The following is a 26,416-nucleotide window of genomic DNA, read 5'->3' as shown; positions in this document are numbered from 1 at the left end:
TTTCTTAGTTCATAACTGCCGCAGTCGCGGCAGCAGGGGATGTGCCCGGCCCGGGCACGGACAGCACACAGCTGTCCGCATCCGGCACCAGGCGGATTTCTACGCGTCGATTGGCCGCGCGCCCGGCCTCGGTGTCATTGCTGGCGATCGGCTGGCTGGCGCCAAAGCCCTGCACTGCAAAACAGCTGTCGGGGATCTCACCCATGCGTTTGAACCACTCATGCACCGCAGCGGCTCGGGCACGGGACAACTGAAGGTTCTGGTCAGCATTGCCCGTGGCATCGGTGTGCCCGGCAATGACGATCAACCAGCCGGGCTGGGCCTTGATGCCTACCAGGGCGTTGATCAACACCTGGGTTGATTCGGGCTTGAGCTGTGCGCTGCCGATGGCAAACAGCGACAGGCTGTCCAGGCGCACCGGATCGGCGTTTGTTTGCGGCGCGGGCGCAGCCAATGGCAGGCGATGACCGGCGATGGTGGCAAGTACCGGGGGACGCAGTTGGTCGCCCCGATACAAACCCAGCCCCAGGCTGAGGGGCGCGCCCTGGCGGTAATAGCCGTCCAGGCGCGCCGCATCCTCGCGCAAGACCCCAAGCGCTTCCTCGTGCACGGCAGATCCAGCCCGATCGACGTGACTGGAAGGGAAAACCATGTGATAACGGCGCAGGTCGTCTGTCACCTGGCGCGCCAGCAAGGTGTTTTGCCACGCTGAACTGCACAAGGCGATGATCGCGGCGACCACCAGCATCCACATCGCAGCCACGGGCGCGCCCTGCAATGATGAGCGCCGGTTACCGCCGGGCAACAACTCCAGCAGCGGATCCGGAAACGGCAGCGAGCTGCTTGCTGCCTGCTCGGCGCTGCGGATATCAAGCAACCCCAGTCGGTCTCGCAGCCATTGCCGCCACAGGCTTCCCTGCTGCACCGGGCCGGGGGTGGGCACCATTGTGATCGCACAGGCCAGCGGCAGGCCGACAGGTGTGCGCACCTGCTCGGTCAACAACTGCGGCACTACCCACTCGTTCAGCCAGGCCGCTACACCGCCCAGCTTTACACTGAGCTGTACGCGCGCCGCCTGGGTCGCAATATCAGCCGCCTGCCGCTGCCACTGATCAAGGCTCACGCAGCTGTTTGCATCCCGTACACAGGGTTGGGCCAACCCTGCCTCCCAACTGAACCACGGGCCTTCACCTTGCGTGGCTTGCAGGTAGCTGGTCAGCATCAGCGGCAATGCGAGGCCACGTTTGCGAACTTGCGCGAGTTGATAGCCGAAGGCTCGCAGCTGGCCTGCCAAGACAGCGCCATCGCTGTGCTCATCCGCATTGGTGACCCACATGACGCTGAGCTGCGCCCCCCAGTGCGGACGTTCGCTCAGCAGGGTTGCAACCAGTAACGGAAATTGATCGATACCGGGTACGCGCACATAGCAACCATGAGCGGTGCTGCGCACGGCCAGGTGCTCGATTGGCAAGGCGCCGAACAGAGCGTCCAGCCCGTCGCCACACACCAGGACCACGGGTTGCCGGTAGGCCAGTGACGGCAGACGCGAGCCGTCGGCCATTACCAGTGACTGGGTTACAGTCTTGCTTGCCTTGCGCAGGCGGCCCCAGGTGCGAGTGACGACCAGCACAATCACCAGCGCCATCACCGCCCGAGCCCAACCGCTCGCAGGGACAATCGCCAGCAGTGCCAAGCCGAGCGACCCAGCCCATAGCCAAAGCCCTTGCTTGTGCTTGAAGGTCATCGGCGCGTCCTCATGCCTGCCCCGAGAGCAGCGTTGCGATCACACCGCCCAGCAGATGATCCAGCCCCCACCAGACAGCACCGAGCAACAATGCAGCTGCAGCAACCTGGCTCAGGGGCATCTGCAACCAACCCGGCACGCCAAGCTTCCGGCTGCCAACCCGGCGGGTGGTCAGTCCACACGACACTCGCAGGGGTGCGACCCGTGCCGTGAGTGCGGTGAGCAGTTGCTCACGCTCCGGGGCGTCAATGTCGCGGTAACGCCCACGAAAGCCCAGCATCAGCACACGCTCGAACGCTGTGAGCACCAGCAGGTCAGGTGCAGGCTGGCGCAGCACTTCGCGCATGTCCTCGTACAGGGACTCACCCGCCTGGTGATGGCTGAAGAATTTCGCCTGCAGCGGCTCGCTGGCCCACTGGGTATGGGCTACGTCCTTGGCACGACTGAGCACGGTCTCATCCAGCAATGCGCAATGCGCGTGACTGATCAGATCGATACTGCGCTCGGCCACGTCGCCAGCCTTCAAGCCTTCGCGCACCCGCTCTACCTGCTTGACGCAGTGCGCCCAAAGGTCCTCGCTGTTCTGAGCCGATGCGCCCTGCAGCAGCTCCACCACCAGCAGATAGCTGTCCTGCAGCAATGCATCTATATCCACCGTCGTGGATCGTACGTTCATGGCTGTCGTATTCATGTGCGCAGCACCGCGAACAGTTCAAGCTTCACATCGGCCAAGGTGCTCGGCACATAGAAGGCACAGGTACCTGCGTTGAGCATTGCCTGGCCTTTGGGGTGACTTAGGTCGAGGGCGAAATACTGGTTCTCCAGGCGCAACGGGATGGCCGCCGGCACATGACTGAGCGATTTGAGAGGCACACCATCGAGCGCGGCGTTGACCAGATGGGCGACATCGTCCGGCGCACCAGCTTTGCACAGCCGCGGGAACTGGCTCTGCAGTTGAGCGGCCGGCAGAGCGCAACGTACCGAGAGGTAGAAGTCGGCGCCTTGCGGCTCACGCAAGCGCGCATCACTGAGCCTTGCTTGCCAGCGGTTGGCATCGACTGCCTCAAGGTCCAGGGCGATGACGCGCGATGGCAGGCTGGCCTCCAGCAATTTGGAAAGGGTGCGCAACAGCGGCATGAACACGTGTTCAAGTGCGTCATGCCGGTACGCGGGAATGCTGTCCAGATCTTGGTCCAGGGAAAACGTCAGCAGGCTGCCGGCCAGCTTTACCAGCTCCAGGTAAACCTGCTCGGGGTGTCGGTCCGGATACGCCTTGAGATCGGCCAGTACCGGCTGGTAGGTGTTCAAGGCATTGAGCAGCCAGAACAGCGACACGTCCGCCACGGCAAAGTCAGCCATGCGCTGGTTGCTTTCACGGCGCATGCCCATCAAGCGTTGACGTTTGGCCGACAGCTGCGTCAGCAGATTGTCCAGTTCGTTCACGAGCCCAGGGTGGGCGGCAAAGCTCAGCAACGGCGGCACGTACTCAGGGTCAAGAATCCAGGCGCCCTGCCCGTCACGTATCAGGCGCACCACCGGACAGGTCAGGTAGTCACCGTTGTCATCGCTACTCAGGCGAAGGCTCAGTGCCTGCTCCAGCACGCCCATCGACTGCGTCTCGTCCGCGTAGGCATCCTGGACCTGGCGCCAGACCTGCCGATAGCGCGTCGGCCGCTCAGCCTGCTTGCCTTCAAACACACAGTTGTTGCCATTGGCCTGCTCCAGCGGCAATGCCAGCAACAAGGTGGCCTGCTGGCTGGTTTCAGGCAGTACCCGCGCCAGTTCCAGGGCGGGCGGCAACTGATCGACGTTATCGCTGTCGATCAGCGTGCCATCGGGCATGCGCATGCATATCCGGGTTGCCTTGAGTTTGCCCAGGTGCAGGGCGTGGGGATCGAATGCCACCGCTCGCACGCCCCAGGGGTGTACCAAGGCCAACTGGGCAATATTTTCGTTGGCCCAGGCCTCCCAGCGTGCCTGCTGCTGGAACTGCTGCGGGCACAACAGGGCTCCCGCGGCCCACAAGGGGCGGTCGATTTTCATGGCTAGTGTTTCCTACGAGGGGTCAGGCTTTCGCTTTGGGCATCTGCGAAACCAGCGAAAGGTTGACGTCCATGCCTTCGACCTGAAAGTGCGGCACGGCGAACAACTTGACGCGGAAGAAGCCCGGGTTGTCGTCGATGTCCTCAACAATCACCTTCGCCTCACGCAACGGATGGGACGCCTGCAGATCATCGCCCGGATCGGTCATCTCGGTGACCAGCCCGCCAACCCACCTGTTCAGCTCCATCTCAAGCAGACGGCGATCCTTGGTCGTACCGATGTTCTCGCGCTGGATCAGCTTCAGGTAATGGGCGATGCGCGACAGCAGGAAGATGTATGGCAGGCGGGCATTGATACGGCTGTTGGCGGTAGCGTCGGCGGTGTCGTACAGCGCCGGCTTCTGGGCCGAGTTGGCCGAAAAGAAGCAGGCGTAGTCACGGTTCTTGTAATACGACAGGGGGATGAAACCGAGGTTGGCGAACTCGAACTCGCGGGTTTCCGGGATCATCACCTCGGAAGGGATTTTCACCTGGTTGCCCGTGCCCAGATCGTACAGGTGGATCGGCAGGTCAGTGACGGCGCCGCCGGACTGTGGCCCGCGGATCTGTACACACCAGCCGTTGGCAATGAAGCTCTTGACCATGTTGGCCGCAAAGGCGAACGAGGCGTTGGTCCACAGGTACTTCTCGTGGTCCGGCCCTTTGACGTTTTCGACGTAGTTGAAACTGCGCACCGGCGCGGTGTCTGGCCCATAGGGCAAGCGCCCCAGCACACGCGGCATGGTCAGGCCGATATAGCGGGAATCGTCGCTGTCGCGAAACGCCTTCCACTTGATGTACTCGGCACGATCGAAATAGTTCCCGATGTCCTTGATGGCCGCGACCTCTTCCATTGACGACTTGCCGAAAAACGCCGGGCCTACCGACCCAATGAATGGCATGTGCGCGGCCGCCGACACCTTGGAGATATTGCGCAGCAGGGCTATGTCCTGGGGGCTGCGGTCGAACTCGTAGTTGGAGATGGCCGCTGCGATCGGCTCGCCACCGGGTGTGTCGTACTCCTGGGTGTAGGTGTGCAGGTACAACCCGCTCTGGGCGATTTCCGGTGCATCCTCGAAGTCCTGCACCAGGTGGTCCTTGCTGATATCCAGCAGCTCGATACGCACGTTCTGGCGGAAATCGGTCTGGTCGATCAGTGACTTCACACCACGCCAGGTCGACTCCACGCGCTGAAAGTCGGGGTGGTGCATAACAGCATCCAGTTGCCGGCTGATCTGTGCATCGAGGGAGGCGATATGCTCATCGAGCAGGGTCTTGTCCAGGCGCTCGACCTTTTGCGACGATTGCTCGATCAACTCCAGAAACACACTGACTGCCGCGGTTACGCGCTCATCGGCTGAAACCTCAGCCAGTGCATCGGTGCTTTGATACACATCGATGCCGCCCATTTCGCTGATGGGGTTGAGGTTGATCTTGCTGAACAGGGCACCATAAACGCTGAGCGAATCCTGGGTCAGTGCTTCAGCGCCGCCGGACGACGCTTGAGAATGTTCTACGGACATTGGGCAAACTTCCTTTTAGACGATCCGGGATGGATCAGCGGTCTTCTTGGGCAGCCAGGGCAGCCAGTTCGGCACGCAACTCATCACTCAGCGCGTCGTCCTTGAGGATGCGCTCCAGCTCGTGTCGGAACGTGCTGTTGTCCAGCAGGTTGGACTTGAGGTCGCGCAACAGGTTACGCATGGCCAGCAAGGCACGAAGTTGTGGGATCTGCCGCGCCACTTGCTCAGGCTCGAAGTCCTTCATGCGCTGGAAGTTCAACTCGACGCTGGTGTCGGTACCGTCTGCGGCCAGTGTGTTTTCCACCGCCAGCTTCAATGCAGGCGAGTAGTCGGAGAGCACACTGTCGATATTGTTTTTATCAATGTTCAGTTTGCTGCGCTCAGACAGCGGGCGTTGCTCTTTACCGTTGCTGTAATCCCCCAGCATCATCAACTTGAGCGGCAATTCGACTTTCTTTTGCGCGCCCCCTGTATGCAGATCAAGTTTGATATTAATCCGGGCCTTGGGTACTTCGTTTTGAAAACTGTTTGAAGCCATAACTCCTCCAGATGCCTGCGCAGCACAATCAGAATCGAGCTCTTCGTGCCGATGCGGTTAAATTCCTTTTACAGACGCAAATAACGCCGCCTATTGGGTGCTCACCGATATAGGGGCGTCACACTGAAGCACTCCTGCAAACAATTCCACCCTCTAAAGCAACGCGGGGAAATTTCCTACATCTGTTTCGGAAACCAACTAAGGTATTCACTAACAAATATTTCAAGAAAAACTAAAAATTGTTAGAAAGTTTATTAAAGCACCCTGAAAAGTGCTCTAGAGAAGTCTTGAAACAAACAAGAAGTTGATAGACATCCAAAAGAGTCACTGCGCGACGGCTTTGACTGCTGCGCCGAACGCTGCACAATGGCCGACTTTTTTCGCCAAGGAGGCCCCTCTCATGCAACGCATCGTCATCCTGGGCAACGCCGGCAGCGGCAAGTCGACCCTGGCCCGCGCCATTGGCAAGCGCCTGCAGGTCCCGGTGGTTCACCTGGACAAACTGTTCTGGGAGCCCGGTTGGGTAGAGCCCGACGCCGAGGCATTCCGGACCCGGGTCAAGGAGGCGGTTGCTTCAGACGCCTGGGTCTGCGAAGGCAACTATTCGCGGCGCACCTTCGACCTGCGCCTGCCGCGGGCCGAGCTGGTGATCTGGCTGGACACCCCGCGCCTCACCTGCCTGCGGCGGGTGTTCATGCGCAGCGTGTTGAACAAACCACGCCCAGACCTGCCCGCCGGCTGCAGCGAGAAGCTGGACAAGGCCTTTTTGACCTTTCTGAAGTTTGTCTGGGAATTTGACCGGGGCTACCGCCCCTCCATCGAGGCGATGCGGTTGAGGGTGGGCGCGCTGGTGCCGGTCGTCCACCTGCGCACTGTGCAGCAGATTGAGCAGTTCCTGCGGGCACTGCCAGAACACGGCGATGAAGGCACCCAGGCCAACCAGCACGTGTGAACCCGGGAGGAACTCTCATCCCTCCCGTGCCGTTACCCCGCCAGCACTGCCCGTACCACACACGCGGCCATGGCCCGACGGGTTTGCAGCGTGGCGCTGCCCAGGTGCGGCTGCAGTACTACGTTGTCCAGCGCCAACAGGGTTTCAGGCACCTGCGGCTCGTGCTCGAACACATCCAGCGCCGCGCCGCCCAGGCGTCCGTCGGCCAGGCGTGACACCAGTTGCGTTTCATCGATCACGCTGCCACGGGCGACGTTGACAATCACCCCTTCAGGCCCCAGTGCGTCAAGCACCCGGGCATCGACCAGATGCCGCGATGCCGGGCCGCCAGCCGCCGCCACGATGAGGATGTCGCTGGCCTGGGCCAGTGCGCCAAGATCGTCGTGGTAGGTGTACGGGCAACCGGGCACAGGCCGGCGATTGTGATACGCCAGGTGCACGCCGAAAGGCTGCAGGCGCTCGGCGATGGCGGCGCCGATCTTGCCCAGCCCGAGTATGCCCACCCGCTGTCCGCGCAGGCTTGTGCCCAAGCGGGTGAAGCCGCCCTCACGCCAGTGGCCTTGGCGCACAAAGCGGTCGGCCTGGCACACCTGGCGCAGCAGCGCCAGCAACAGCGCCACGGCCTGATCGGCCACTGCATCGGTGAGAATGTCGTCGGTGGTGGCGATGCGAATACCCCGGACGCGGGCTTGCTCCAGGTCGACCTTGTCCAGCCCCACGCCGTTGACGGCGATCAGTTCAAGGCTGGGCAGCGCGGCCATCAGCTGCGGGCTTACGCCCTCCCCGCCATTGGTGACCAACGCCCTGATGCGCGAGGAGCGATCGGCCAGCAGTTCCTGTTGCTCTGCATGTGTGTGAACACGGATCAGGTGAAAATGTTCGGCCAGTTGCGCCTCGTACTCCGGCAGCAGCGGCGCCAGCATCAGCAGATCGGCTTTCATCGTGGCTCCTCAGTCGGCCTGGACGGTGATCTGGCGCTGCTCGCCCAGGCCCTGGATACCCAGGCGCATGGTCTGCCCGGCACGCAGGAATACCGGAGACGGCTTGATCCCCATGCCTACGCCGGGCGGCGTCCCGGTAGAAATCACATCACCCGGTTGCAGGCTCATGCAGCGGCTCAGGTAGGCGATCAGCTGCGGGATGCGAAAGATCAGGGTGCGGGTATTGCCGTCCTGGTAGCGATGGCCGTCCACCTCAAGCCACAGATCCAGCTCATGGGGATCGGCGATTTCATCGCGGGTTACCAGCCACGGGCCGATCGGGCCGAAGGTATCAAAGCCCTTGCCCTTGTCCCAGGTACCGCCACGCTCCAGTTGCCACTCGCGCTCGGACACATCGTTGATCACGCAGTAGCCCGCAACATGGTCCATCGCGTTGGCTTCATCGATATAGCGTCCGCCCTTGCCGATCACCACGCCCAATTCCACTTCCCAATCGGTCTTGCGCGAGCCGCGGGGAATTTCGACGTTGTCATGGGGGCCGCAGATGGCGCTGGTCCATTTGTTGAAAATGATCGGCTCGGTGGGTACCGGCATGCCAGCTTCGGCGGCGTGGTCGGCATAGTTCAGGCCGATGCAGACGAACTTGCCGACATTGCCCACGCACGGGCCGATGCGCGGGTTGCCCGCCACCAGCGGCAGGCTGTGCGGATCGAGGCTGGCCAGCCGGGCCAGGCTTGCCGGGTCGAGCACACTGCCTGCCACATCGTCGATCACTCCCGAAAGGTCACGGATTCGCTGTTGGGCATCCAGCAACCCGGGTTTTTCTGCGCCTTTGTCGCCATAACGCAACAGTTTCATGGGGGTCTCCTGCTCGATTCAAAGAAGTTCAGAGGCTCATGCCGCCATCGATCAGATGCACGCCGCCGGTGGTATAGGCCGCCGCATCGCTGCCCAGGTACAGCGCCAGCCGGGCGATTTCCTCGGCGCTGCCCAACCGGCCCATGGGCTGGCGGGCGACGAATTGCTGGTACACCTGATCGGCACCCAGGCCCTGGGCGGCGGCCTGTTCGGCGATGCGCTGATGCAGCGAGGGCGATTCCACCGTGCCGGGGCAGATGGCATTGCAGCGAATGCCCTGTCCAATGTAGTCGGCCGCCACCGCCTTGGTCAGGCCGATCACCGCCGCCTTGCTCGCCGCATAGGCGAAGCGGTTGGGCACAGCCTTGACGCTCGAGACTACCGAAGACATGTTGATGATCGAGCCGCCGCCACGGGCCAGCATGCCCGGCAGAAAGGCGCGGATGGTCCGGTACATGGCGGTGACATTGATGGCCAGCGAACGCTCCCAGGCAGCTTCGTCACAGCCCAGGATGCTGCCGCTGTGCACGTAGCCTGCACAGTTGAACAGCACGTCAATCCCGCCCAGCGCCTGGCCCAGCGACTCGATGGCCTGCGCATCGGTGACATCCAGCACCCGCGCCTGGATGCCGGGTTGGTCAGCCAGGGCGTCGATACGCACGTCGGTGGCGATGACCTCGAACCCGGCCTCGGCAAAGGCCCTTGCGCTGGCCAGGCCAATGCCCTGGCCGGCAGCGGTGATCAGTACGCGTTTGGGCGCGGTGTTCATGCGGTCTCCAGCTTGAGGTCGGTGGCGGTCTCGGTGCCCTGGCGCCCCAGCATCGACGCCGGGATCGACAGGATCAGCAGGCCACTGGCAAACAGGCACAGGCCCAGCACGTAGGTGCCGTTATTGATATTGCCGGTAAGGGTCTCGGCCACCGCGGTGATCATCGAACCGGTAAAGCCCGAGAGGTTGCCGATGGCGTTGATCATGCCGATGCCCGCAGCGGCGGCAACGCCGGAGAGCACGGTGCCCGGCAAGGTCCAGAAGATCGGCATCAGGCTGAGGATGCCCGAGGCGGCGACACTCAGGAACAGCACCGAGAGCACCAGGTTGTCGGCGAAAAAGGCGCTGAGGATCAGCCCGCAACCGCCGATGAACGCCGGGATCGCAGCATGCATGCGGCGCTCGCCGGTGCGGTTGGAGTGGCGCGCATTGAGCAGCATGGCGACCACCGCCACGCCATAGGGGATGGCCGTGAGCAGGCCGATCTCAAGGCTGCTGGTGATACCGGCGCTCTTGATGATCGACGGCATCCAGAAGGCCAGGCCATAGAAGCCGGTATTGAAGGTCAGCAGGATGAACACCAACAGCCACACCCGCTTGTTGAAGAACACCTCGCTCAGGCGCGTGGCCTTGCCGTGGTTGTCTTGCTGCAAGTTGGCCTTGAGCATCTGCTTCTCTTCGCTCGACAGCCAGGCGGCCTTGTCGATGTTGTCGCACAGGCAGGTGAACACCACCACGGCCATGAGTACCGAGGGAATGCCTTCGATCAACAGCATCCACTGCCAACCGGCCATGCCGTGCCAGCCGTTGAGGCTGGTCATCAGCCAGCCGGACAGCACGCCGCCCAGGGTCAGGCTGATGGGCATGGCGATCAGGAATCCCGACATCACCCGGCTCTGGCGATGGGTGGGGAACCAGTAGTTGAGGTAGAGGATCACGCCTGGGAAGAAGCCGGCCTCGCAGATCCCGAGCAAGAAGCGCAGCACATAGAACATGGTGCTGGCTTCGACATGGAACAGCTTGGCCAGCGGCACGGTGAAGGCCACGGCCATCGAGATGATCGCCCAACTGGCCATGATCCGCGCAATCCAGAAGCGCGCACCATAGCGGTGAAGCAGCAGATTGCTCGGCACCTCGAACAAGAAGTAGCCCCAGAAGAACATGCTCGCGCCCAGGGCGTAGACGGTGTTGCTGAACTGCAGGTCATTGAGCATATCGAGCTTGGCGAAGCCGATATTGACCCGGTCAAGGTACGCAGCCATGTAGCACAGCAACAGGATCGGCAGGATGCGCAGAATGACTTTGCGGTAGGTACGGTCCTCGAAACCCGGGTCGCGGGCCGTTGAGGCAAGGTGCTCGGTTGAGGTGTGCATTGGTGTGACCCCTGGGCATGTCGGGCATGCCTGATTGTTGTTATGGATCGGGTCACCGGGCGCCAGGCGCCCGGTGCTGCAGCAATTAACGGATCGGTTCGCGGCTTGGCTGGCCGTCGACCAGGCGCATCAGTTCCAGCGGGTTGGCATCCTGCAGGGCCTGCGGCAGCAGCGCCTGCGGGAAGTTCTGGTAGCACACCGGGCGCAGGAAGCGGTCGATCGAAAGACTGCCCACCGAGGTGCCACGGCTGTCGGAGGTGGCCGGATAAGGGCCGCCATGCACCATCGCCTCGCACACCTCGACACCGGTCGGGTAGCCGTTGATCAACAGGCGTCCGGCCTTGTGCTCCAGCACGGCCACCAGGTCCGCAGCCCCGGCCAGCTCATCCGCTTCGCCCACCAGCGTTGCGGTCAGTTGCCCGCCGAGTGCGTGCAGGGCCTGGAGCAGTTCGCCGTGGTCGGCCAGCTCCACCACCACGGTGGCCGGACCAAAGACTTCCTCCTGCAGCAGCGGGTCGGCCGCCAGCAGCAGCCGGGCCTCGGCCTGGAACACCTGCGGCCAGGCCTGCGTGCCCTGCTGCGCAGCACCTGCCAGGTGCTGGATGCCGGGGTGTGCCTTGAGCGCGGCAACGCCGTGGCTGTAGCTGCGCAACGTACCGGCGTTGAGCATGGTTTGTGGCGGCTGATCGGCGATCTGTGCCTTGAGTTGCTCGATGAAAGCGGTGAATGCCGGCGAGCGTACCCCCAGCACCAACCCGGGGTTGGTACAGAACTGCCCGCAGCCCATCACCACCGAGGCGGCAAGCTCGCGAGCGATGGCATCGCCGCGTGCTTGCAGGGCCCGGGGCATGACGATCACCGGGTTGATGCTGCTCATCTCGGCAAACACCGGAATCGGCTGCGGCCGGGCGGCGGCCAGGTCACACAGGGCGCGGCCGCCCTTGAGCGAACCGGTGAAGCCCACCGCCTGGATCGCCGGGTGCTTGACCAGCGCTTCACCCACGCCGGCACCGAAGATCATGTTGAACACCCCGGCCGGCATCGCGCAGCGCTCGGCGGCGCGCACAATGGCTGCGGCCACCTGCTCGGCCGTGGCCATATGGCCGCTGTGGGCCTTGAACACCACTGGGCATCCGGCCGCCAGTGCGGCGGCGGTGTCGCCACCGGCGGTGGAGAACGCCAGGGGGAAATTGCTGGCCCCGAACACCGCCACCGGCCCCAGGCCCAGGCGGCACTGGCGGATATCCAGGCGCGGCTGAGGCTGGCGGTGTGGCTGGGCCCGGTCGATACGCGCAGCAAAGAAGTCGCCCCGGCGCAGCACCTGGGCAAACAGGCGCAGCTGGCCGCTGGTGCGCCCCCGCTCACCCAGGATACGGGCACCGGGCAAGGCGGTTTCGCGGCACACGGTGGCAATGAAATCGTCGCCCAGTGCATCGAGCTCGCTGGCAATGGCGTCGAGAAACTCGGCGCGGCGCTGCGGCGCCAGGGCGCGATAGGCGGGATAGGCGGCGGCAGCGGCGCGGGCAGCGGCATCCACTTCGTCAGCGGTGGCCTGGTAAAAGTCGATGGGCAACGGCTCGCCGGTGCTGGCATCGACACTGTGCAAGGTCAGGTGGCCGGCGGCGCTACGGGCACCGCCAATGAAGTTGTGGCCGGCATGTTGAGTCATGAACGCTCCTGAAGCCTGTTGAAGAGACTGGTCGCTAATCTAGGCAGGCGAGCGATTCTTTCCCAATGGCATTTGTGGATCGAGCGATAACCCAAGGTTATCGAGCCGCTTCCAAGCGCTCTCGGGCCTTGCGTGCGTCGGCCATGAGGATCTCGGCAAACTCCAGGGCCGGGCCGACCAGCGGTTCGCCCTTGCGGGTGAGGATGCCGTAGTCCTGGGGGGCCAGGTGCAAGGGCGTCTCCAGCGTACGCAGCACACCGCTGTGCAGGTGCGGCTCGACCATGGCCTGGGGCAGCATGCCGATCATCGGGCCGCCCTGGAGCACCTTGAGGAAGGTCTGCATCGAGATGGTGTCGATGGTATTGCGCGGCACCGCCACCCCGGCCTCGGCAAAAGCCCGCTCCATGCGCCCGCGGATCGGCGTGCCCTTGGGGTAGAGAATCCACGGCCATTCCAGCAGTTGCTGCAGGGTGACCGCCCCCGCTTCGGCCAGCGGATGCAGGTGATTGACCACAAAGCAGAACGGCTCCGGGGCCAGCGGCTGGAAGTCGAAACGCTGGCGCTGGGCCTCGTCGGTAAAGCGCGCTACGGCCAGGTGCAGGATCTTTTCATCGAGCATGGCCATCAGGTGATCGCTGGTCTGCTCCACCACCTCGATCGACAACAGCGGCCAGCGCTGCTTGATCTGCACGATGGCGTCCGGCAGGGCCACGGCGGTGGCGGCAAAAATCCCGCCGACCTTCAAATGCCCATGCCCGCCCTCGCGCAGGCTGCCGATCTGGTCGACGAAGTTGCGCGCATCGTTCAAGGCCACCTGGGCGTAGCGCAGCACCTGCTCACCCAGTGCCGTGGGCGGCATGCTGCGCGGCTGGCGCTCGAACAGGGCAAAGCCGAGCAAGTGTTCGATCTCCTTGAGCATCTTGCTGATCGCCGGCTGGCTGAGGTTCATCTGCTGCGCGGCCAGGTGCATGTTGCGGGTGCGACCGAGGGTGTCGATCAGTACCAGGTGGCGGAACTTGAGCCAGTTGCAGAAATGCGAGAAGGAAAGGTCCGTCATGGAATCCGCCTTTGGTGCAATAACCTGTTGTTATCGGATGGTGAGAATATGCCATTGGAGTTTATCGCCACTCTTACCTAGCGTGCAGCTTTCTACAGCCCAGAGATGCCCCGCCATGCCGCTAACCCTGACCCCAGAAAACACCCTGCCCACCGACGGCCTCGCCGGCATGCTGATCGGCCGCGCCTGGATCCCCGGGCAAGTGGCCGGCCCCTCGCCCATCGTGCTGCGCGCCGACGGCGTGTTCGACTTGTCGCAACGCTTCGCCACCTTGAGCGAGCTGCTGGAACAGGACCACCCGCTGCAGGCGCTGCGCGCCACCCCCGGCACGTTCGTGTGCAGCGTCGAGGCGTTGCTGGCCAATACCGGTTCCCATGCCAACCCTGAACAGCCCTATCTGCTGGCGCCGCTCGACCTGCAAGTGATCAAGGCCGCAGGCGTGACCTTTGCGGCGAGCATGATCGAGCGGGTGATCGAGGAACAGGCCGGTGGCGATGCGGCCCGCGCCGAAGCGGTGCGGGCCACCGTGCGAGCGGTGATCGGCGACAACCTGCGCACGGTCAAGCCGGGCTCGGACCAGGCCATGGCTCTGAAGGCCCTGTTGATCGAGCAAGGCATGTGGTCGCAGTACCTGGAAGTGGGCATCGGCCCGGATGCCGAGGTGTTCACCAAGGCGCCGATCCTGGCGGCGGTGGGCAGCGGCAACCTGATCGGCGTACACCCAGGCTCGCAGTGGAACAACCCCGAGCCCGAAGTGGTGCTGGCGGTCGACAGCCGCGGACGCATCCACGGCGCCACCCTGGGCAACGACGTCAACCTGCGCGACTTCGAGGGCCGCAGTGCGCTGCTGTTGAGCAAGGCCAAGGACAACAACGCCTCCTGCGCCATCGGCCCGTTCATCCGCCTGTTCGACGAAGACTTCGACCTCGACGCGGTCCGCCAGTGCGTGGTTGACCTGCGGGTGCAAGGCGCCGACGGCTTTGTGCTGGCCGGTACCAGCTCGATGGACCAGATCAGCCGTGACCCGCAGGACATCGTGCAGCAGACCCTCAACGCCAACCACCAGTACCCCGACGGCTTCCTGCTGTTTCTCGGCACCCTGTTCGCCCCCACCGAAGACCGCGACCACCCTGGCGCCGGCTTCACCCACAAGCCGGGCGACCGGGTGAGCATCAGCAGCCCGCTGCTGGGCGCCCTGCACAACCAGGTCACCGGCAGCGACCAGGCCGCGCCCTGGACCTTCGGGGTCGGTGCGCTGATGCGCAACCTGGCCGAGCGAGGCCTGCTGCAACGCTGATTGCGCCACCCGCGAGACGCACTCATAACAATAAAAGCGAGGCTTGATATGACTACCGAGGCCAAGGTCTCCCCCACGCCGGACCCGCGCCAACTGCGCCGGGCGATCTACACCGGAGCCATCGGCAGTGCCCTGGAGTACTACGACTTCGCCATCTACGGGCTGGCCTCGGCGCTGGTCTTCGGGCACATCTTCTTCCCCTCGCTGGGGACCACCGGCGCCCTGCTGGCAAGCTTTGCCACGTATGGTGCAGGCTTTCTGGCGCGCCCCTTCGGCGGCCTGTTCTTCGGCTCGCTGGGCGACCGCAAGGGGCGCAAGCTGGTGTTGCTGCTGACCATCGCCCTGATGGGCACCGCCACCACCCTGATCGGCCTGCTGCCGACCGGCCCCGTGGGTGCGGTGCTGCTGGTGCTGCTGCGCCTGCTGCAAGGCTTTGGCGCCGGCGCCGAGCAAACCGGCGCCGCCACCCTGATGGCCGAGCTGGCCCCGCGCAAGCGGCGCGGCTTCTATGCCGCCCTGCCCTTTATCGGTGTGTTCAGCGGCCTGGCCCTGGCCACCATCACCTTCCGGGTACTGGATGCCTCGCTGACACGCGAGCAGCTACTGGACTGGGGCTGGCGCCTGCCCTTCCTGGCCAGCGTGGTGCTGATCGGCATGGCCGTGTGGATTCGCCTGAAGCTCAAGGAGAGCCCGGTGTTCCAGCAGCTCAGCCAGAGCCAGCATGTGATCGAATCACCCATGCGCGAAGTGCTGCGCAACGCCCGTCGCCCGCTGGCCGCCACCACCCTGATGCGCATGGCCGAAACCGGCTGCTCGACGCTCTATGCCACGGTGTCCATCGCCTTCCTCACCGGCTTCGCCAGCAGTCATCTGACCAACGGCGGCGACAGCCTGACCAGTATCGGTACCAATGCGGTACTGGCGGCGAGCATTCTGAGCGTACTCACCACGCCACTGTTCGGTGCACTGTCGGACCGCTTCGGGCGCCTCGCGGTCTACCGGGGAGGTGCGTTGTTCTGCGCGCTGTGGGCATTCCCGTCGTGGTGGATGATCGACAGCGGTGAGCCGCTGCTGGTGTGCATCGCCGTGGTCGGGGGCTTTGCCTTCGGCGCCAACAGCATGCTCGGCGCCCAGTGCGCGCACTTCACCGAATTGTTCGGCAACCGCTACCGCTACTCCGGTGTGGCCCTGGCGCGGGAAGTCGGCGCCATGCTTTCCGGAGGCCTGGCGCCGATCCTGGGGATTTTCCTGGTGGGGCTCGCCGGCGGCGCGTATTGGGTACTGGCGCTGTACACAATGGTGCTAGCCTGCCTGACCCTGCTGGGCACCCTGCTGTCGACCGAAACCCGTGGCCGCGACCTGACCGACCTCAATGACGCCGTTGGCCGTGGCGCCACCCTCAAGGCCGGCGCCAGCGCCCCGGCCTGGCAACGCTGAAGCTGCGCTTTTCAACTACAAGAGAGACCACCCATGAGCCATACGCCCAAACGCCACCTGCGCAGCCAACAATGGTTCGACGACCCGAGCCACGCCGACATGACCGCCCTGTACGTGGAGCGTTACATGAACTACGGCCTGACCCGCGACGAGCTGCAGTCCGGCCGCCCGATCATCGGCATCGCCCAGACCGGCAGCGACCTGACCCCGTGCAACCGCCACCACATCGAACTGGCCCAGCGGGTCAAGGCCGGGATCCGCGATGCCGGCGGCATTCCCATGGAGTTCCCGGTCCACCCCATCGCCGAACAGAGCCGCCGCCCCACCGCGGCCCTGGACCGCAACCTGGCTTACCTGGGCCTGGTGGAGATTCTGCACGGCTACCCGCTGGACGGCGTGGTGCTGACCACCGGCTGCGACAAAACCACCCCGGCCTGCCTGATGGCCGCCGCCACCACCGACCTGCCGGCCATCGTGTTGTCTGGCGGGCCGATGCTCGACGGCCATCACAAGGGCCAACTGATCGGCTCCGGCACCGTGCTGTGGCATGCCCGAAACCTGCTGGCGGCGGGTGAAATCGACTACGAAGGGTTCATGGAGATGACCACCGCGGCCTCGCCGTCGGTGGGCCACTGCAACACCATGGGCACCGCCCTGTCGATGAACGCCCTGGCCGAGGCCCTGGGCATGTCCCTGCCTGGGTGCGCCAGTATTCCTGCGCCTTACCGCGAACGCGGGCAAATGGCCTATGCCACCGGCAAGCGCATCTGCGAGCTGGTGCTGCAAGATGTCCGCCCCTCGCACATCATGACCCGCGACAGCTTCGAGAACGCCATCGCCGTGGCCTCGGCCCTGGGCGCGTCGAGCAACTGCCCGCCGCACCTGATCGCCATCGCCCGGCACATGGGCATTGAACTGTCGCTGGACGACTGGCAACGAGTGGGCGAAAACGTGCCGCTGCTGGTCAACTGCATGCCCGCCGGCAAATACCTGGGCGAGGGCTTCCACCGCGCAGGCGGCGTGCCGGCGGTGATGCATGAACTGCAAAAGGCCGGACAACTGCACGACCACTGCGCCACGGTCAGCGGCAAGACCATCGGCGAAGTGGTGCGCGACACCGTCACCAGCAACACCGAGGTGATCCTGCCCTACGAGACGCCGCTCAAGCACGGCGCCGGCTTCATCGTCCTGAGCGGCAACTTCTTCGACAGCGCGATCATGAAGATGTCGGTGGTGGGCGATGCGTTTCGCAAGACCTACCTCTCCGAGCCGGGCGCCGAGAACAGCTTCGAGGCACGGGCCATCGTCTTCGAGGGGCCGGAGGATTACCACGCACGGATCGACGACCCGGCACTGGATATCGACGAGCGTTGCATCCTGGTCATTCGCGGCGCCGGTACCGTCGGCTACCCCGGCAGCGCGGAAGTCGTGAACATGGCGCCTCCCGCGGCGCTGATCAAACGCGGCATCGACTCCTTGCCGTGCCTGGGTGACGGTCGCCAGAGCGGCACCTCGGCCAGCCCGTCGATCCTCAACATGTCGCCGGAAGCAGCGGTGGGCGGTGGCCTGGCATTGTTGCAAACCAACGACCGGCTGCGCGTCGACCTCAATGCCCGGCGCGTCGACTTGCTGGTGGACGAAGCAGAAGTGGCCCGTCGACGCGCGGCCTGGAAGCCGAACATCAAACCTTCGCAAACCCCGTGGCAAGAGCTGTACCGCCAATTGGTGGGGCAATTGTCGACCGGCGGTTGCCTGGAGCCTGCGACCTTGCACATGAACATCATCGCCCGCGAAGGTGGCATGCCGCGCCATTCCCACTGACTGTAGGAGCGGGCTCGCCCTGCGATGCGGTGTGTCTTACAGGCCGCCATCGCGGGGCAAGCCCGCTCCTACACCGCTGCCTACCCCTACCCCCCCAACGAAATCCGCTCTCTGACCTTTCGATTCAGGCCAAGTGAAGGCACAATGCGTGTCCTTTTTTTGGCCGGCCTTGCCGGAGGCCTCGAAATGATCAAAACGCCGTATTACCTCATCGATAAAACCAAGCTGCTGCGCAACATGGAGAAGATCGCCTACGTGCGCGAGCAGTCCGGGGCCAAGGCCCTGCTGGCACTTAAGTGCTTCGCCACCTGGTCGGTGTTCGACCTGATGGAGCAGTACATGGACGGCACCACGTCCTCGTCGCTGTACGAGCTCAAGCTCGGCCGCCAGAAGTTCGCGGGCGAAGCCCACGCCTATAGCGTGGCCTGGGCCGACGACGAGATCGAAGAGATGCTCGAGAACTGCGACAAGATCATCTTCAACTCCATCGGCCAGTTGCAGCGTTTTGCCGAGCAGTCTGAAGGCAAGGTCCGCGGCCTGCGGGTCAACCCGCAAGTCAGCAGCTCCGACTACTTGCTGGCCGACCCGGCTCGCCCGTTCAGCCGCCTGGGCGAATGGGACCCGGTCAAGGTCGAGCAGGTCATCGAGCAGATCTCCGGCTTCATGTTCCACAACAACTGCGAGAACGGCGACTTCGGCCTGTTCGACCAGATGCTGTGCACCATCGAGGATCGCTTCGGCCACCTGCTGCACAAGGTCGAATGGGTCAGCCTGGGCGGCGGTATCCACTTCACCGGCGAAGACTATGCGCTGGACGCCTTCTGCGCGCGCCTCAAGGCCTTCTCGGAAAAGTACGGCGTGCAGGTCTACCTGGAGCCGGGCGAAGCTGCCATCACCCAGAGCGCCTCGCTGGAAGTCACCGTGCTCGACACCCTGTACAACGGCAAGCACCTGGCCGTGGTCGACAGCTCCATCGAAGCGCACATGCTCGATCTGCTGATCTATCGCCTCAACGCCAAACTGGCGCCAAGCGCGGGCGAACACACCTACATGGTGTGCGGCAAGTCCTGCCTTGCCGGCGATATTTTCGGCGAATACCAATTTGATCGTCCGCTGGCCATCGGCGATCGGCTGTCGTTTGTTGACGCAGCGGGTTACACCATGGTCAAGAAAAACTGGTTCAACGGCCTGAAAATGCCGTCCATCGTAGTGAAACAACTCGACGGTACAGTCGAGGTGGTTCGTGAATTCGGGTTTGAAGACTACCTGTCCAGCCTCTCGTAAGCGGACAGAAAGGAGAGATAGAGAAATTGAAGAAGAACGTTCTTATCATTGGTGCAGGAGGTGTCGCCAAGGTGGTGGCCCACAAGTGCGCGCAGCACAACGACGAACTCGGTCGTATTGCTATCGCGTCGCGCAACATCTCCAAATGCCAGGCCATCATCGATAGCGTCAAGGCCAAGGGCAGCCTCAAGCAGCCGGCCGACATCAAGGCCTACTCGCTCAATGCTCTGGATGTCGAGGCGACCAAGGCGCTGATCCGCGAGACTGAATCGCAGATCGTCATCAACGTCGGTTCCGCCTTCCTCAACATGTCGGTGCTGCGTGCCTGCATCGATACTGGCGTTGCCTACCTGGACACCGCCATTCACGAAGAACCGGGCAAGATTTGCGAGACGCCGCCCTGGTATGGCAACTACGAGTGGAAACACCTCGAGGAATGCCAACAAAAGAACGTTACCGCCATCCTGGGCGTGGGTTTCGACCCGGGCGTCGTCAACGCCTATGCGGCCCTGGCCAAACAACAGTATTTCGACCGCATTGATTCGATCGACATTCTCGATGTCAATGCGGGCTCCCATGGCAAATATTTCGCCACCAACTTCGACCCGGAAATCAACTTCCGCGAGTTCACCGGACAGGTGTGGAGCTGGCAGGACAGCCAGTGGACCAGCAACACCATGTTCGAGGTCAAGCGCACCGACGACCTGCCGGTTGTAGGTTCGCAAAACCTGTACCTGACGGGCCACGACGAAGTGCACTCGCTGTCGAAGAACCTCGACGTGCCGAACGTGCGTTTCTGGATGAGCTTTGGCGAACACTACATCAACGTCTTCACCGTGCTGAAAAACCTTGGCCTGCTCTCCGAGCAACCGGTCAAGACAGCCGAAGGCCTGGAAGTGGTGCCGCTCAAAGTGGTCAAGGCCGTGCTGCCTGACCCAGCCTCGCTGGCACCGGGCTACACCGGCAAGACCTGCATTGGCGACCTGGTCAAAGGCACCAAGGATGGCCAGCCACGCGAAGTGTTCATCTACAACGTGGCCGACCACGAAGAAGCCTACGCCGAAACCGACAGCCAAGGCATCTCCTACACCGCCGGTGTGCCGCCGGTGGCCGCTGCCCTGCTGGTCGCCCGTGGCGAGTGGGATGTACAGCGCATGGTCAACGTCGAGGAGCTGCCAGCCGAGCCGTTCCTCAAGGCGCTGGACGTGATGGGCCTGCCGACCCGCGTCAAGGACGAGAACGGTGATCGTCCCTGGAACTGAGTTGTTCTAAGTTCCGGTAACAACAAAATGCGCCCTGATGGGCGCATTTTGCTATCCGTGGGAGCGGGCTTGCCCCGCGATGGCGGCCTATTAGAAACACCGCATCGCGGGGCAAGCCCGCTCCTACGCAAACGCCTCCGTTCCCGCCAACGCCAGCGCCTCATCGGCCTGATGACTCAGCGTCGATCCGCGCACACCAAACTGAATCACGATAACGTCCCGGTCCTGCGTGCTGCGATTGGGCGAGCCGCCGTGCAGTACGGCCGCATGCAATGCCAGGCCTGCACCTGCAGGGACATCAGGAATCAGCGCATTGTCGACAGCCGCGCCTGGATCAACATGAGACCCCGGCACCACTGCCGTTGCACCGTTGTCCGCGCGCATGCCCTGAAGCGGCAGCAGCAGCCGCAGGGTCCGGTTGTCTTCGCTGGCGAAATACTGATTGCCCGCGTCCCGGTGCCACCCCACAGCCGGGCCAATACCGCGGGGTTTTCGGGTCAGATTGCAGAAATGGAAAACCACGTCGGCCGGCTCACACTCAAGCAGCCTTGCCGCACAGCGCCAGAGGGATTCGGTGTGGAACAACGCGGCAAAACCGCCATCCAGCGCTATCAGATCGCTGATGATGAACGGCTCATGAGCCCACGCTTGCGGGTCGATATCAGGATTACGCCCTGGGTGCTGGCGGGTGACATCGGCGATGCTGACGCCACACGCCAGATGGGTTGCAGCGCCAGCACGATGCTGACTCACCACGCGATCAACCAACGTCCGCGCGGTGGCCAGGCCGTTGTCATCCAACAGCCCGGTGATAACGGCATAGCCTTGGGAGGCAAAGTCCAACATCCCTGTATTCATGCAATTGTCCATTTGCTGTAGGAGCGGGCTTGCCCCGCGATGGCGGCCTGTCAGACACACCGCCTCGCGGGGCAAGCCCGCTCCTACAAGGCCGGGGTACGCGGCGGGATCATCCGTTTGCTGCCGGTCGACTCGAAGGCCGACGCCAAGCGCAGCAAGCTCGAATCGTCATAGGCACGCCCGGCGAAGGTCAGCCCCACCGGCATGCCGATGTCCGCCATCACCCCCATCGGTACGGTGACCGTCGGCACGCCCAGGTGGCGAATGGCGAGGTTGCCGTTGGCCACCCACACACCGTTGCTCCAGGCGATATCGGCAGAGGCCGGATTGACATCGGCATCGGCCGGGCCCACATCGGCAACGGTCGGGAACAGCACCGCATCCAGGCCCAGGCGGTCCATCCAGTCTTCCAGGTCGATCTTGCGGGTCTTCTCCAGCCCACGCAGGCCATCGGGCACGGTGCTGATCTGGTCCCACGGGGTGATGCCGCGCTCGGCCATCTTCACGTATTCGTCCATGCCGGCGGCCAGGTCGCCTTCACGGTTGGGCAGCGTGCCCGGGTCGTGCGGGAAAATCTGCGGGCCGTCGACGTCAACCAGGCGGTTGAGTTTGGGATCGCCATTGGCCTGGAGAAAATCGTCGAATGCCCAGGCGGTCAGGTCCCACAGTTCATGGTGGAGGAACTCCTTGGACACCAGGCCACGGTTGAACACCGTCGGTGCACCCGGGCGGTCACCCTCGCAATTGGACACCAGCGGGAAGTCCACTTCGATCACTTCGGCACCGGCAGCCTCGAGCGCCTTGCGCGCCTGCTCCCAGAGCTCGATCACCGAAGGACGGGTATGAATGCGCTGCCCGGTCGGGCCACCGATACCCGGCGCCTCGGAGGTACCGGCCTCAGGGTCGGCATTGATGTACATCTTCGCAATGCCCAGGCGCTTGCCCGCCAGCGATCCGGCGCCTACGGCCAGCTCCAGGTAAGAGGCCGGACGCACCGCTTCGACGCTCGGGATCGGTACCCAGGGTTGCAGGCGCCACAAGTCGCCACGGGTGTCAGGGTCGTCGGCCACGACAATGTCGAGGACTTCCAGCAAGTCGTTCATGGTGCGGGCAAACGGCACCACCACGTCCATGGTCGGTGTCAGCGGCCAGTTGCCGCGCACCGAGATCACCCCACGCGAAGGCGTATAGGCACACAGGCCATTGTTCGAGGCCGGGCCCCGGCCGCTCGACCAGGTCTCCTCCGCCAGGCCGAAGGCGGCAAAGCTCGCCGCCGTGGCCGTACCGGCGCCATTGGATGAACCCGAGGCAAAGGGCGCCGTGAGGTAGGCGGCGTTGTACGGGCTCTCTGCCCGGCCGTAGACGCCGCGCTGCATGCCGCCATTGGCCATCGGCGGCATGTTGGTCTTGCCCAGGCAGATCGCCCCGCCGGCGCGCAGGCGTTCAATGGTGAAGGCATCGCGATAGGCAATCAGGTTGGCGAAGGCCGGGCTGCCGGAGGCTGCGGTGAGGCCCTTGACCAGGTAGCTGTCCTTGGCGGTGTAAGGAATGCCATCGAGTGGGCCCAGGGTCTGGCCCTTGGCACGACGCTCGTCACTGGCCCGGGCTTCCTCGAGCACCTCGGGGTTGCGAACCACTACTGCGTTCAGGGCAGTGGCAGTGTCTGGGCCATCGTAGGCGTCGATCCGGGCCAGGTAGGCCTGGACCAACTCAACTGCCGTTGTCTGGCCAGATTCGAGCGCTGCGCGCAACTCGGCAATGGAAACCTCGGTGACCTCGATCATGCTGTTATCTCAAAATGGGTGTTCATGTCAGTTCTTGTTGCTCTGCTGTGCGCATCAGCCCTGGGCCGGGCGCAGGGATGCCAGTGTAACGGGCATCGCAGGCTGTGGGAAAACCCGCAAAGCAGCCGACAGACGCTGGGGCCCGAGGCGCACGGGCACCCAGCGCCAGTTGCCGGCCTGTCAGGCAAGACCCGCACGGTTCTTGAGCAAGGCTATGATCCGCTGGCCGGGCTCAAGGTAGCCATTGGCATCGAGCTGATATTCCTGGAGATCGCCGCTCAGCGTCACCGTATCGCTGACATTGCCACCCAGCACCCGCACCACGTCAGGGGTGACCTCCACGACGATATCCGAGTGGCTGATGTAGCGTTCGTGGTTCTCGGCATAGGAATAGGTGAACACGCCGGATTCGCGATTGCGTTGAATGATGTCGCCGATTTCGGGCTTTTGCTCGTTGATGCGGTACCCCCAGAACGGCTTGTCCAGCCGACTGGTAATGCGCGCCTTGATCGCATTATTGACGAACACCGAGTGCCCCGAGGCAAAGCTGAAATTCGCATAGGCCGGGCCCGCCTGGCGCACCACCCAGGAAATGAACGCCGCCGACCAGGGCACCTCCGTCCCATTGGCGTAACGACTGCGACCGTCATAGGGCTCACCGATTGCAGCCCACATGTCCCGAACATACTTGTAGTAAGGATCGGTTCGTTCATCGGCGCGTCCCTTGTCGAAACGCAGCCACTCATCCAGCGCTGCCCGCAACAGCGCTTCGACTTCCGGGCGTACGGGGGCTCGCAGGTACTTGCCAAACACCACACCCTGCTCGGCGCCGACACTGACCTTGCGCCAACCGGCTTCGGTCGAGGCGCCCTGGTCGACCACCCGCTCACCCAGGGTCAAGTCACGGACGATAATGCCGTTGGGCGTCTGCCGCAGGCGCAAGCCTTCGGTGGTGACGAACCGGTCAGTACCCGACAACGGTTCAGCGACCGGCACCAGCGGTCGCCCACCCAGCGTGGCATCGAGGTCTTCGTCCCAGGCCAGCCGGCCGTTACCGCTCTCATCGACGACAAAGGCACCCAGGTCCTTGGCGGACACCCGCACCACGTTGCGGTCGTAATTGACGCCAGAGGGTTCATGGCTGACATCGGGCGGCACCTGGCGCATCGCCCAACGGCTGGAATAGAAAAACTGCTCGGTCCCCAGGAACGCCCGCGACATCGAGATCCAGGGCACGCTGATCAAGCCTTCGGCCAGTAACTTGGAGAGGACCGCACCGCTGCCGTAGGCACCAATGGCGAAGGCATTGCCGATCTCGTTCTTGACCGCCCTGAAGTAGTCCAGTATCGGCCCGTCGATCTGCCGGGAACTGTAGTCGGCGTCCACCGCAAAAAGAATGGTGCTGCCCTTGCCCTTGGGTTGACCGACCAGCTTGGCAAAATCCATGGCGCTCTTGGCATTGTCGACGCCTTGCTGGGTAGAGAAATGGCTGATGTCGCGGCTGCTGTCCTGATACACCGGCAAGATTGCAAAACCTTCTTTGGACAGGAACTTCGCTTCAGCGGCGGTGATGGTTTTTGGCCTTGCGGAACTTGCGTAGTAGCGGATAACCGTGTCGGCACCCCTGCTGCGCAAGAACGCCAGGAAGGCCTTGCCTGCCGTGGTGTTGAGCCGGGAGCTCAGGTCTACTGCAGTCCAGCCTTCGGGATTGGAGAAATCTTCTTTGTACGACATACGTTCACCTCTCGCGCGTTCGGAGAAAATCAACAGTACTCGCTCAACTTGAAGTCCCTGGGCTGCTGCAGCTTCGCGTTTTTCCCATCGTCTGCAGGAAAGTTGACAATGCAGTCCGGCAAGGGCCGGTCATCGTCCATGGCTCGGTGCTCAAAGGCGTGGTGCCAATCTCATGACGATAGCCAACGGCGCCTGGGGCTGCCACGCCGCTGGACGCCCCCATTGACTGCATTGATAAGCTGGCTACGCTTCAACATTAGCTGTGCAGAGGAACACTGGCGGAGGCTCAACATGCGCGTCCTGGCCGTTATTCTGACCCTGCCTGTGCTCACCTCGGCGTGGGCACAGGGGGGTGCTCCCACCGCACCCGCCGCTGTGCAATTGCAGCTGCAGCAAAAGCCCGCCACCGAGTTGCTGATCAAGAGTCCCACGGGGCAACTGATCAAAGCGCCCGCCAACATCAATATCAAGCTTCACACACAAGTGCTGAAAGAGCCTGCAAGCGTCAGTGACGTCCTGCGCTACAACGGCCTGTCCGATGACCCCACGACCCTCGACATGCTCAAGCGCATGAACCCGGACAAGGACTTTTCCAGCGGCCAGATACCGGCCGGGACCAAAATTGATTTGTACACCCCCACCATCAAAGACCCGGCGGACAAGACCGACATCAAGGGCCTGGGCATGACGTTCGACAGCCCCGTCGTGGGCAAATGGGCGGTGCGCGAGCAAGTGGCCGAAGTCGCCAGCACCCGCAAGGCGGCCTACGAGCTGTCACCCAACGTCTATGAAAACGGCGCGGACTGGAACGTCCACAAGAAGGTCGTCTCGGACATCGACGAAGCCGCGCAAGTCCTTCAGGCAAAGGCCGATACCATGAGCTCGGCCGATCTTGCCGTCGCCCAGTACCAGATCGAGTACGCCAGTCGGTGGGCGGCGCAGCTCAACGAAAAAGCCGCCGAGGTCGGCACAATCAGTGCCTGGGACATCACCTCGGCCCAAGAGGCGGCCGCCCCTACCAAGACGATGACGGCACGCATGCTCTCGGGCCAGACCCCCATGCCGCTGCGGAGGGTTAAGGTCAGCGTGGTGCAACAGGGAACCACGCAAGACGTGAAGGGGTTGCAGGTCTATGTGCTGCCGGCCGGCATCGTGGATGACCCGCAGCTGTTTTCGGATGCCGACATCCTGACCTACCTCAACCGCTTCAGCTTCATCGATGAGACATCGCCCAGTGTGCAGAACGTGGCCATATTCGACGCCCGTGTGTGGGTCGGTGAAAAGTTCCAGCACGCGCAAATGGCCGAACTGATCAAACACAAGCAACTGAAGAAGTACCGCACCATCCATGATCCGAACATGCTGCAGCCTACCCTGGATCTGGTCTTCAACATGCCCGACGACCTGGTCAAACCCTAGGCCGCATCGCGCCTG

The 26,416-nt window shown here is 63.3% G+C and carries 21 protein-coding genes; 7 read left to right on the top strand and 14 right to left on the bottom strand.

What is annotated here, in order from left to right; translation table 11 throughout:
• Positions 1-4 precede the first annotated feature (4 nt).
• From U9R80_RS10970 to tssB, 5 genes are read right to left on the bottom strand one after another with little or no spacing between them, the layout of a single operon-like run.
• Positions 5-1,744 carry an OmpA family protein gene (locus tag U9R80_RS10970; protein WP_301839605.1) on the bottom strand — a complete coding sequence of 580 codons (1,740 nt, stop codon included), beginning with the start codon at positions 1,742-1,744 and terminating at the stop codon, positions 5-7.
• A gap of 10 nt (positions 1,745-1,754) precedes the next feature.
• Positions 1,755-2,435: a type VI secretion system protein TssL, short form gene (gene tssL / locus U9R80_RS10965; RefSeq protein ID WP_442964949.1), complete on the bottom strand. Its 681-nt coding sequence runs from the start codon at positions 2,433-2,435 to the stop codon at positions 1,755-1,757.
• Positions 2,432-3,787 (bottom strand): type VI secretion system baseplate subunit TssK, encoded by a 1,356-nt coding sequence (tssK, locus tag U9R80_RS10960; RefSeq protein ID WP_301839608.1) that lies wholly within the window; start codon positions 3,785-3,787, stop codon positions 2,432-2,434. The genes tssL and tssK overlap by 4 nt, the downstream gene beginning before the upstream one ends.
• A 22-nt stretch (positions 3,788-3,809) precedes the next feature.
• Positions 3,810-5,348: a type VI secretion system contractile sheath large subunit gene (tssC, locus tag U9R80_RS10955; RefSeq protein ID WP_301839609.1), complete on the bottom strand. Its 1,539-nt coding sequence runs from the start codon at positions 5,346-5,348 to the stop codon at positions 3,810-3,812.
• 34 nt (positions 5,349-5,382) lie between these two features.
• Positions 5,383-5,886, bottom strand: coding sequence for a type VI secretion system contractile sheath small subunit (gene tssB, locus U9R80_RS10950; RefSeq protein WP_301839610.1), 504 nt, complete (start codon positions 5,884-5,886; stop codon positions 5,383-5,385).
• Positions 5,887-6,286: 400 nt separating this feature from the next.
• Between tssB and U9R80_RS10945 the strand changes: the two genes are divergently transcribed.
• Positions 6,287-6,838, top strand: a complete 552-nt coding sequence (locus U9R80_RS10945; RefSeq protein ID WP_301839612.1) for an AAA family ATPase — start codon at positions 6,287-6,289, stop codon at positions 6,836-6,838.
• Between the two features lie 32 nt (positions 6,839-6,870).
• Here the strand turns inward: U9R80_RS10945 and U9R80_RS10940 are convergent, their stop codons facing one another.
• The 6 genes from U9R80_RS10940 to U9R80_RS10915 all read right to left on the bottom strand — a co-directional run bounded on the left by U9R80_RS10940 (position 6,871) and on the right by U9R80_RS10915 (position 13,505).
• The gene (locus tag U9R80_RS10940) at positions 6,871-7,779 is read right to left on the bottom strand and encodes a 2-hydroxyacid dehydrogenase (protein ID WP_301839613.1); all 909 of its coding nucleotides are present in this window, start codon (positions 7,777-7,779) and stop codon (positions 6,871-6,873) included.
• A 9-nt stretch (positions 7,780-7,788) separates the two neighbouring features.
• A complete protein-coding gene (locus U9R80_RS10935) occupies positions 7,789-8,637 on the bottom strand; it encodes an ureidoglycolate lyase (RefSeq protein WP_301839614.1) in 849 nt (282 codons plus the stop codon).
• 28 nt (positions 8,638-8,665) lie between these two features.
• Positions 8,666-9,406: an SDR family oxidoreductase gene (locus U9R80_RS10930; RefSeq protein ID WP_301839615.1), complete on the bottom strand. Its 741-nt coding sequence runs from the start codon at positions 9,404-9,406 to the stop codon at positions 8,666-8,668.
• Positions 9,403-10,779 carry an MFS transporter gene (locus tag U9R80_RS10925; RefSeq protein ID WP_301839616.1) on the bottom strand — a complete coding sequence of 459 codons (1,377 nt, stop codon included), beginning with the start codon at positions 10,777-10,779 and terminating at the stop codon, positions 9,403-9,405. The genes U9R80_RS10930 and U9R80_RS10925 overlap by 4 nt, the downstream gene beginning before the upstream one ends.
• Positions 10,780-10,864: 85 nt before the next feature.
• Complete coding sequence (locus U9R80_RS10920) at positions 10,865-12,448, bottom strand: aldehyde dehydrogenase (NADP(+)) (protein WP_301839617.1); 1,584 nt, start codon at positions 12,446-12,448, stop codon at positions 10,865-10,867.
• A 97-nt stretch (positions 12,449-12,545) separates the two neighbouring features.
• Positions 12,546-13,505, bottom strand: a complete 960-nt coding sequence (locus U9R80_RS10915) for a LysR family transcriptional regulator (protein WP_301839618.1) — start codon at positions 13,503-13,505, stop codon at positions 12,546-12,548.
• A gap of 115 nt (positions 13,506-13,620) precedes the next feature.
• Here U9R80_RS10915 and U9R80_RS10910 point away from each other — a divergent pair, with 115 nt between their 5' ends.
• From U9R80_RS10910 to U9R80_RS10890, 5 genes are all read left to right on the top strand, one after another.
• On the top strand, positions 13,621-14,802 hold the full coding sequence (locus tag U9R80_RS10910) for a fumarylacetoacetate hydrolase family protein (RefSeq protein WP_301839619.1): 1,182 nt from the start codon (positions 13,621-13,623) through the stop codon (positions 14,800-14,802).
• Between the two features lie 48 nt (positions 14,803-14,850).
• Entirely contained in the window at positions 14,851-16,239 is a 1,389-nt protein-coding gene (locus U9R80_RS10905) for an MFS transporter (RefSeq protein WP_301839621.1), read from the top strand.
• 33 nt (positions 16,240-16,272) lie between these two features.
• Positions 16,273-18,060: an IlvD/Edd family dehydratase gene (locus U9R80_RS10900; RefSeq protein ID WP_301839622.1), complete on the top strand. Its 1,788-nt coding sequence runs from the start codon at positions 16,273-16,275 to the stop codon at positions 18,058-18,060.
• A gap of 186 nt (positions 18,061-18,246) precedes the next feature.
• A complete protein-coding gene (locus U9R80_RS10895; RefSeq protein WP_301839623.1) occupies positions 18,247-19,344 on the top strand; it encodes a carboxynorspermidine decarboxylase in 1,098 nt (365 codons plus the stop codon).
• Between the two features lie 26 nt (positions 19,345-19,370).
• Positions 19,371-20,606, top strand: a complete 1,236-nt coding sequence (locus tag U9R80_RS10890; protein ID WP_301839624.1) for a saccharopine dehydrogenase family protein — start codon at positions 19,371-19,373, stop codon at positions 20,604-20,606.
• A gap of 123 nt (positions 20,607-20,729) precedes the next feature.
• Here U9R80_RS10890 and U9R80_RS10885 read toward each other — a convergent pair whose 3' ends face one another.
• From U9R80_RS10885 to U9R80_RS10875, 3 genes are all read right to left on the bottom strand, one after another.
• Complete coding sequence (locus U9R80_RS10885) at positions 20,730-21,464, bottom strand: phytanoyl-CoA dioxygenase family protein (protein WP_301839625.1); 735 nt, start codon at positions 21,462-21,464, stop codon at positions 20,730-20,732.
• Between the two features lie 83 nt (positions 21,465-21,547).
• Positions 21,548-23,248, bottom strand: a complete 1,701-nt coding sequence (locus tag U9R80_RS10880) for an amidase (protein ID WP_301839626.1) — start codon at positions 23,246-23,248, stop codon at positions 21,548-21,550.
• A gap of 180 nt (positions 23,249-23,428) precedes the next feature.
• Positions 23,429-24,982 (bottom strand): DUF2272 domain-containing protein, encoded by a 1,554-nt coding sequence (locus U9R80_RS10875; protein ID WP_301839628.1) that lies wholly within the window; start codon positions 24,980-24,982, stop codon positions 23,429-23,431.
• 291 nt (positions 24,983-25,273) lie between these two features.
• Here U9R80_RS10875 and U9R80_RS10870 point away from each other — a divergent pair, with 291 nt between their 5' ends.
• Positions 25,274-26,401, top strand: a complete 1,128-nt coding sequence (locus U9R80_RS10870) for a hypothetical protein (protein WP_301839630.1) — start codon at positions 25,274-25,276, stop codon at positions 26,399-26,401.
• Positions 26,402-26,416: the final 15 nt, after the last annotated feature.

Source organism: Pseudomonas sp. JQ170C, assembly GCF_035581345.1.
Lineage (GTDB): Bacteria > Pseudomonadota > Gammaproteobacteria > Pseudomonadales > Pseudomonadaceae > Aquipseudomonas.
The sequence above is the reverse complement of the archived record's forward strand: the minus strand, read 5'-3'. Positions and strand labels throughout refer to the sequence as shown.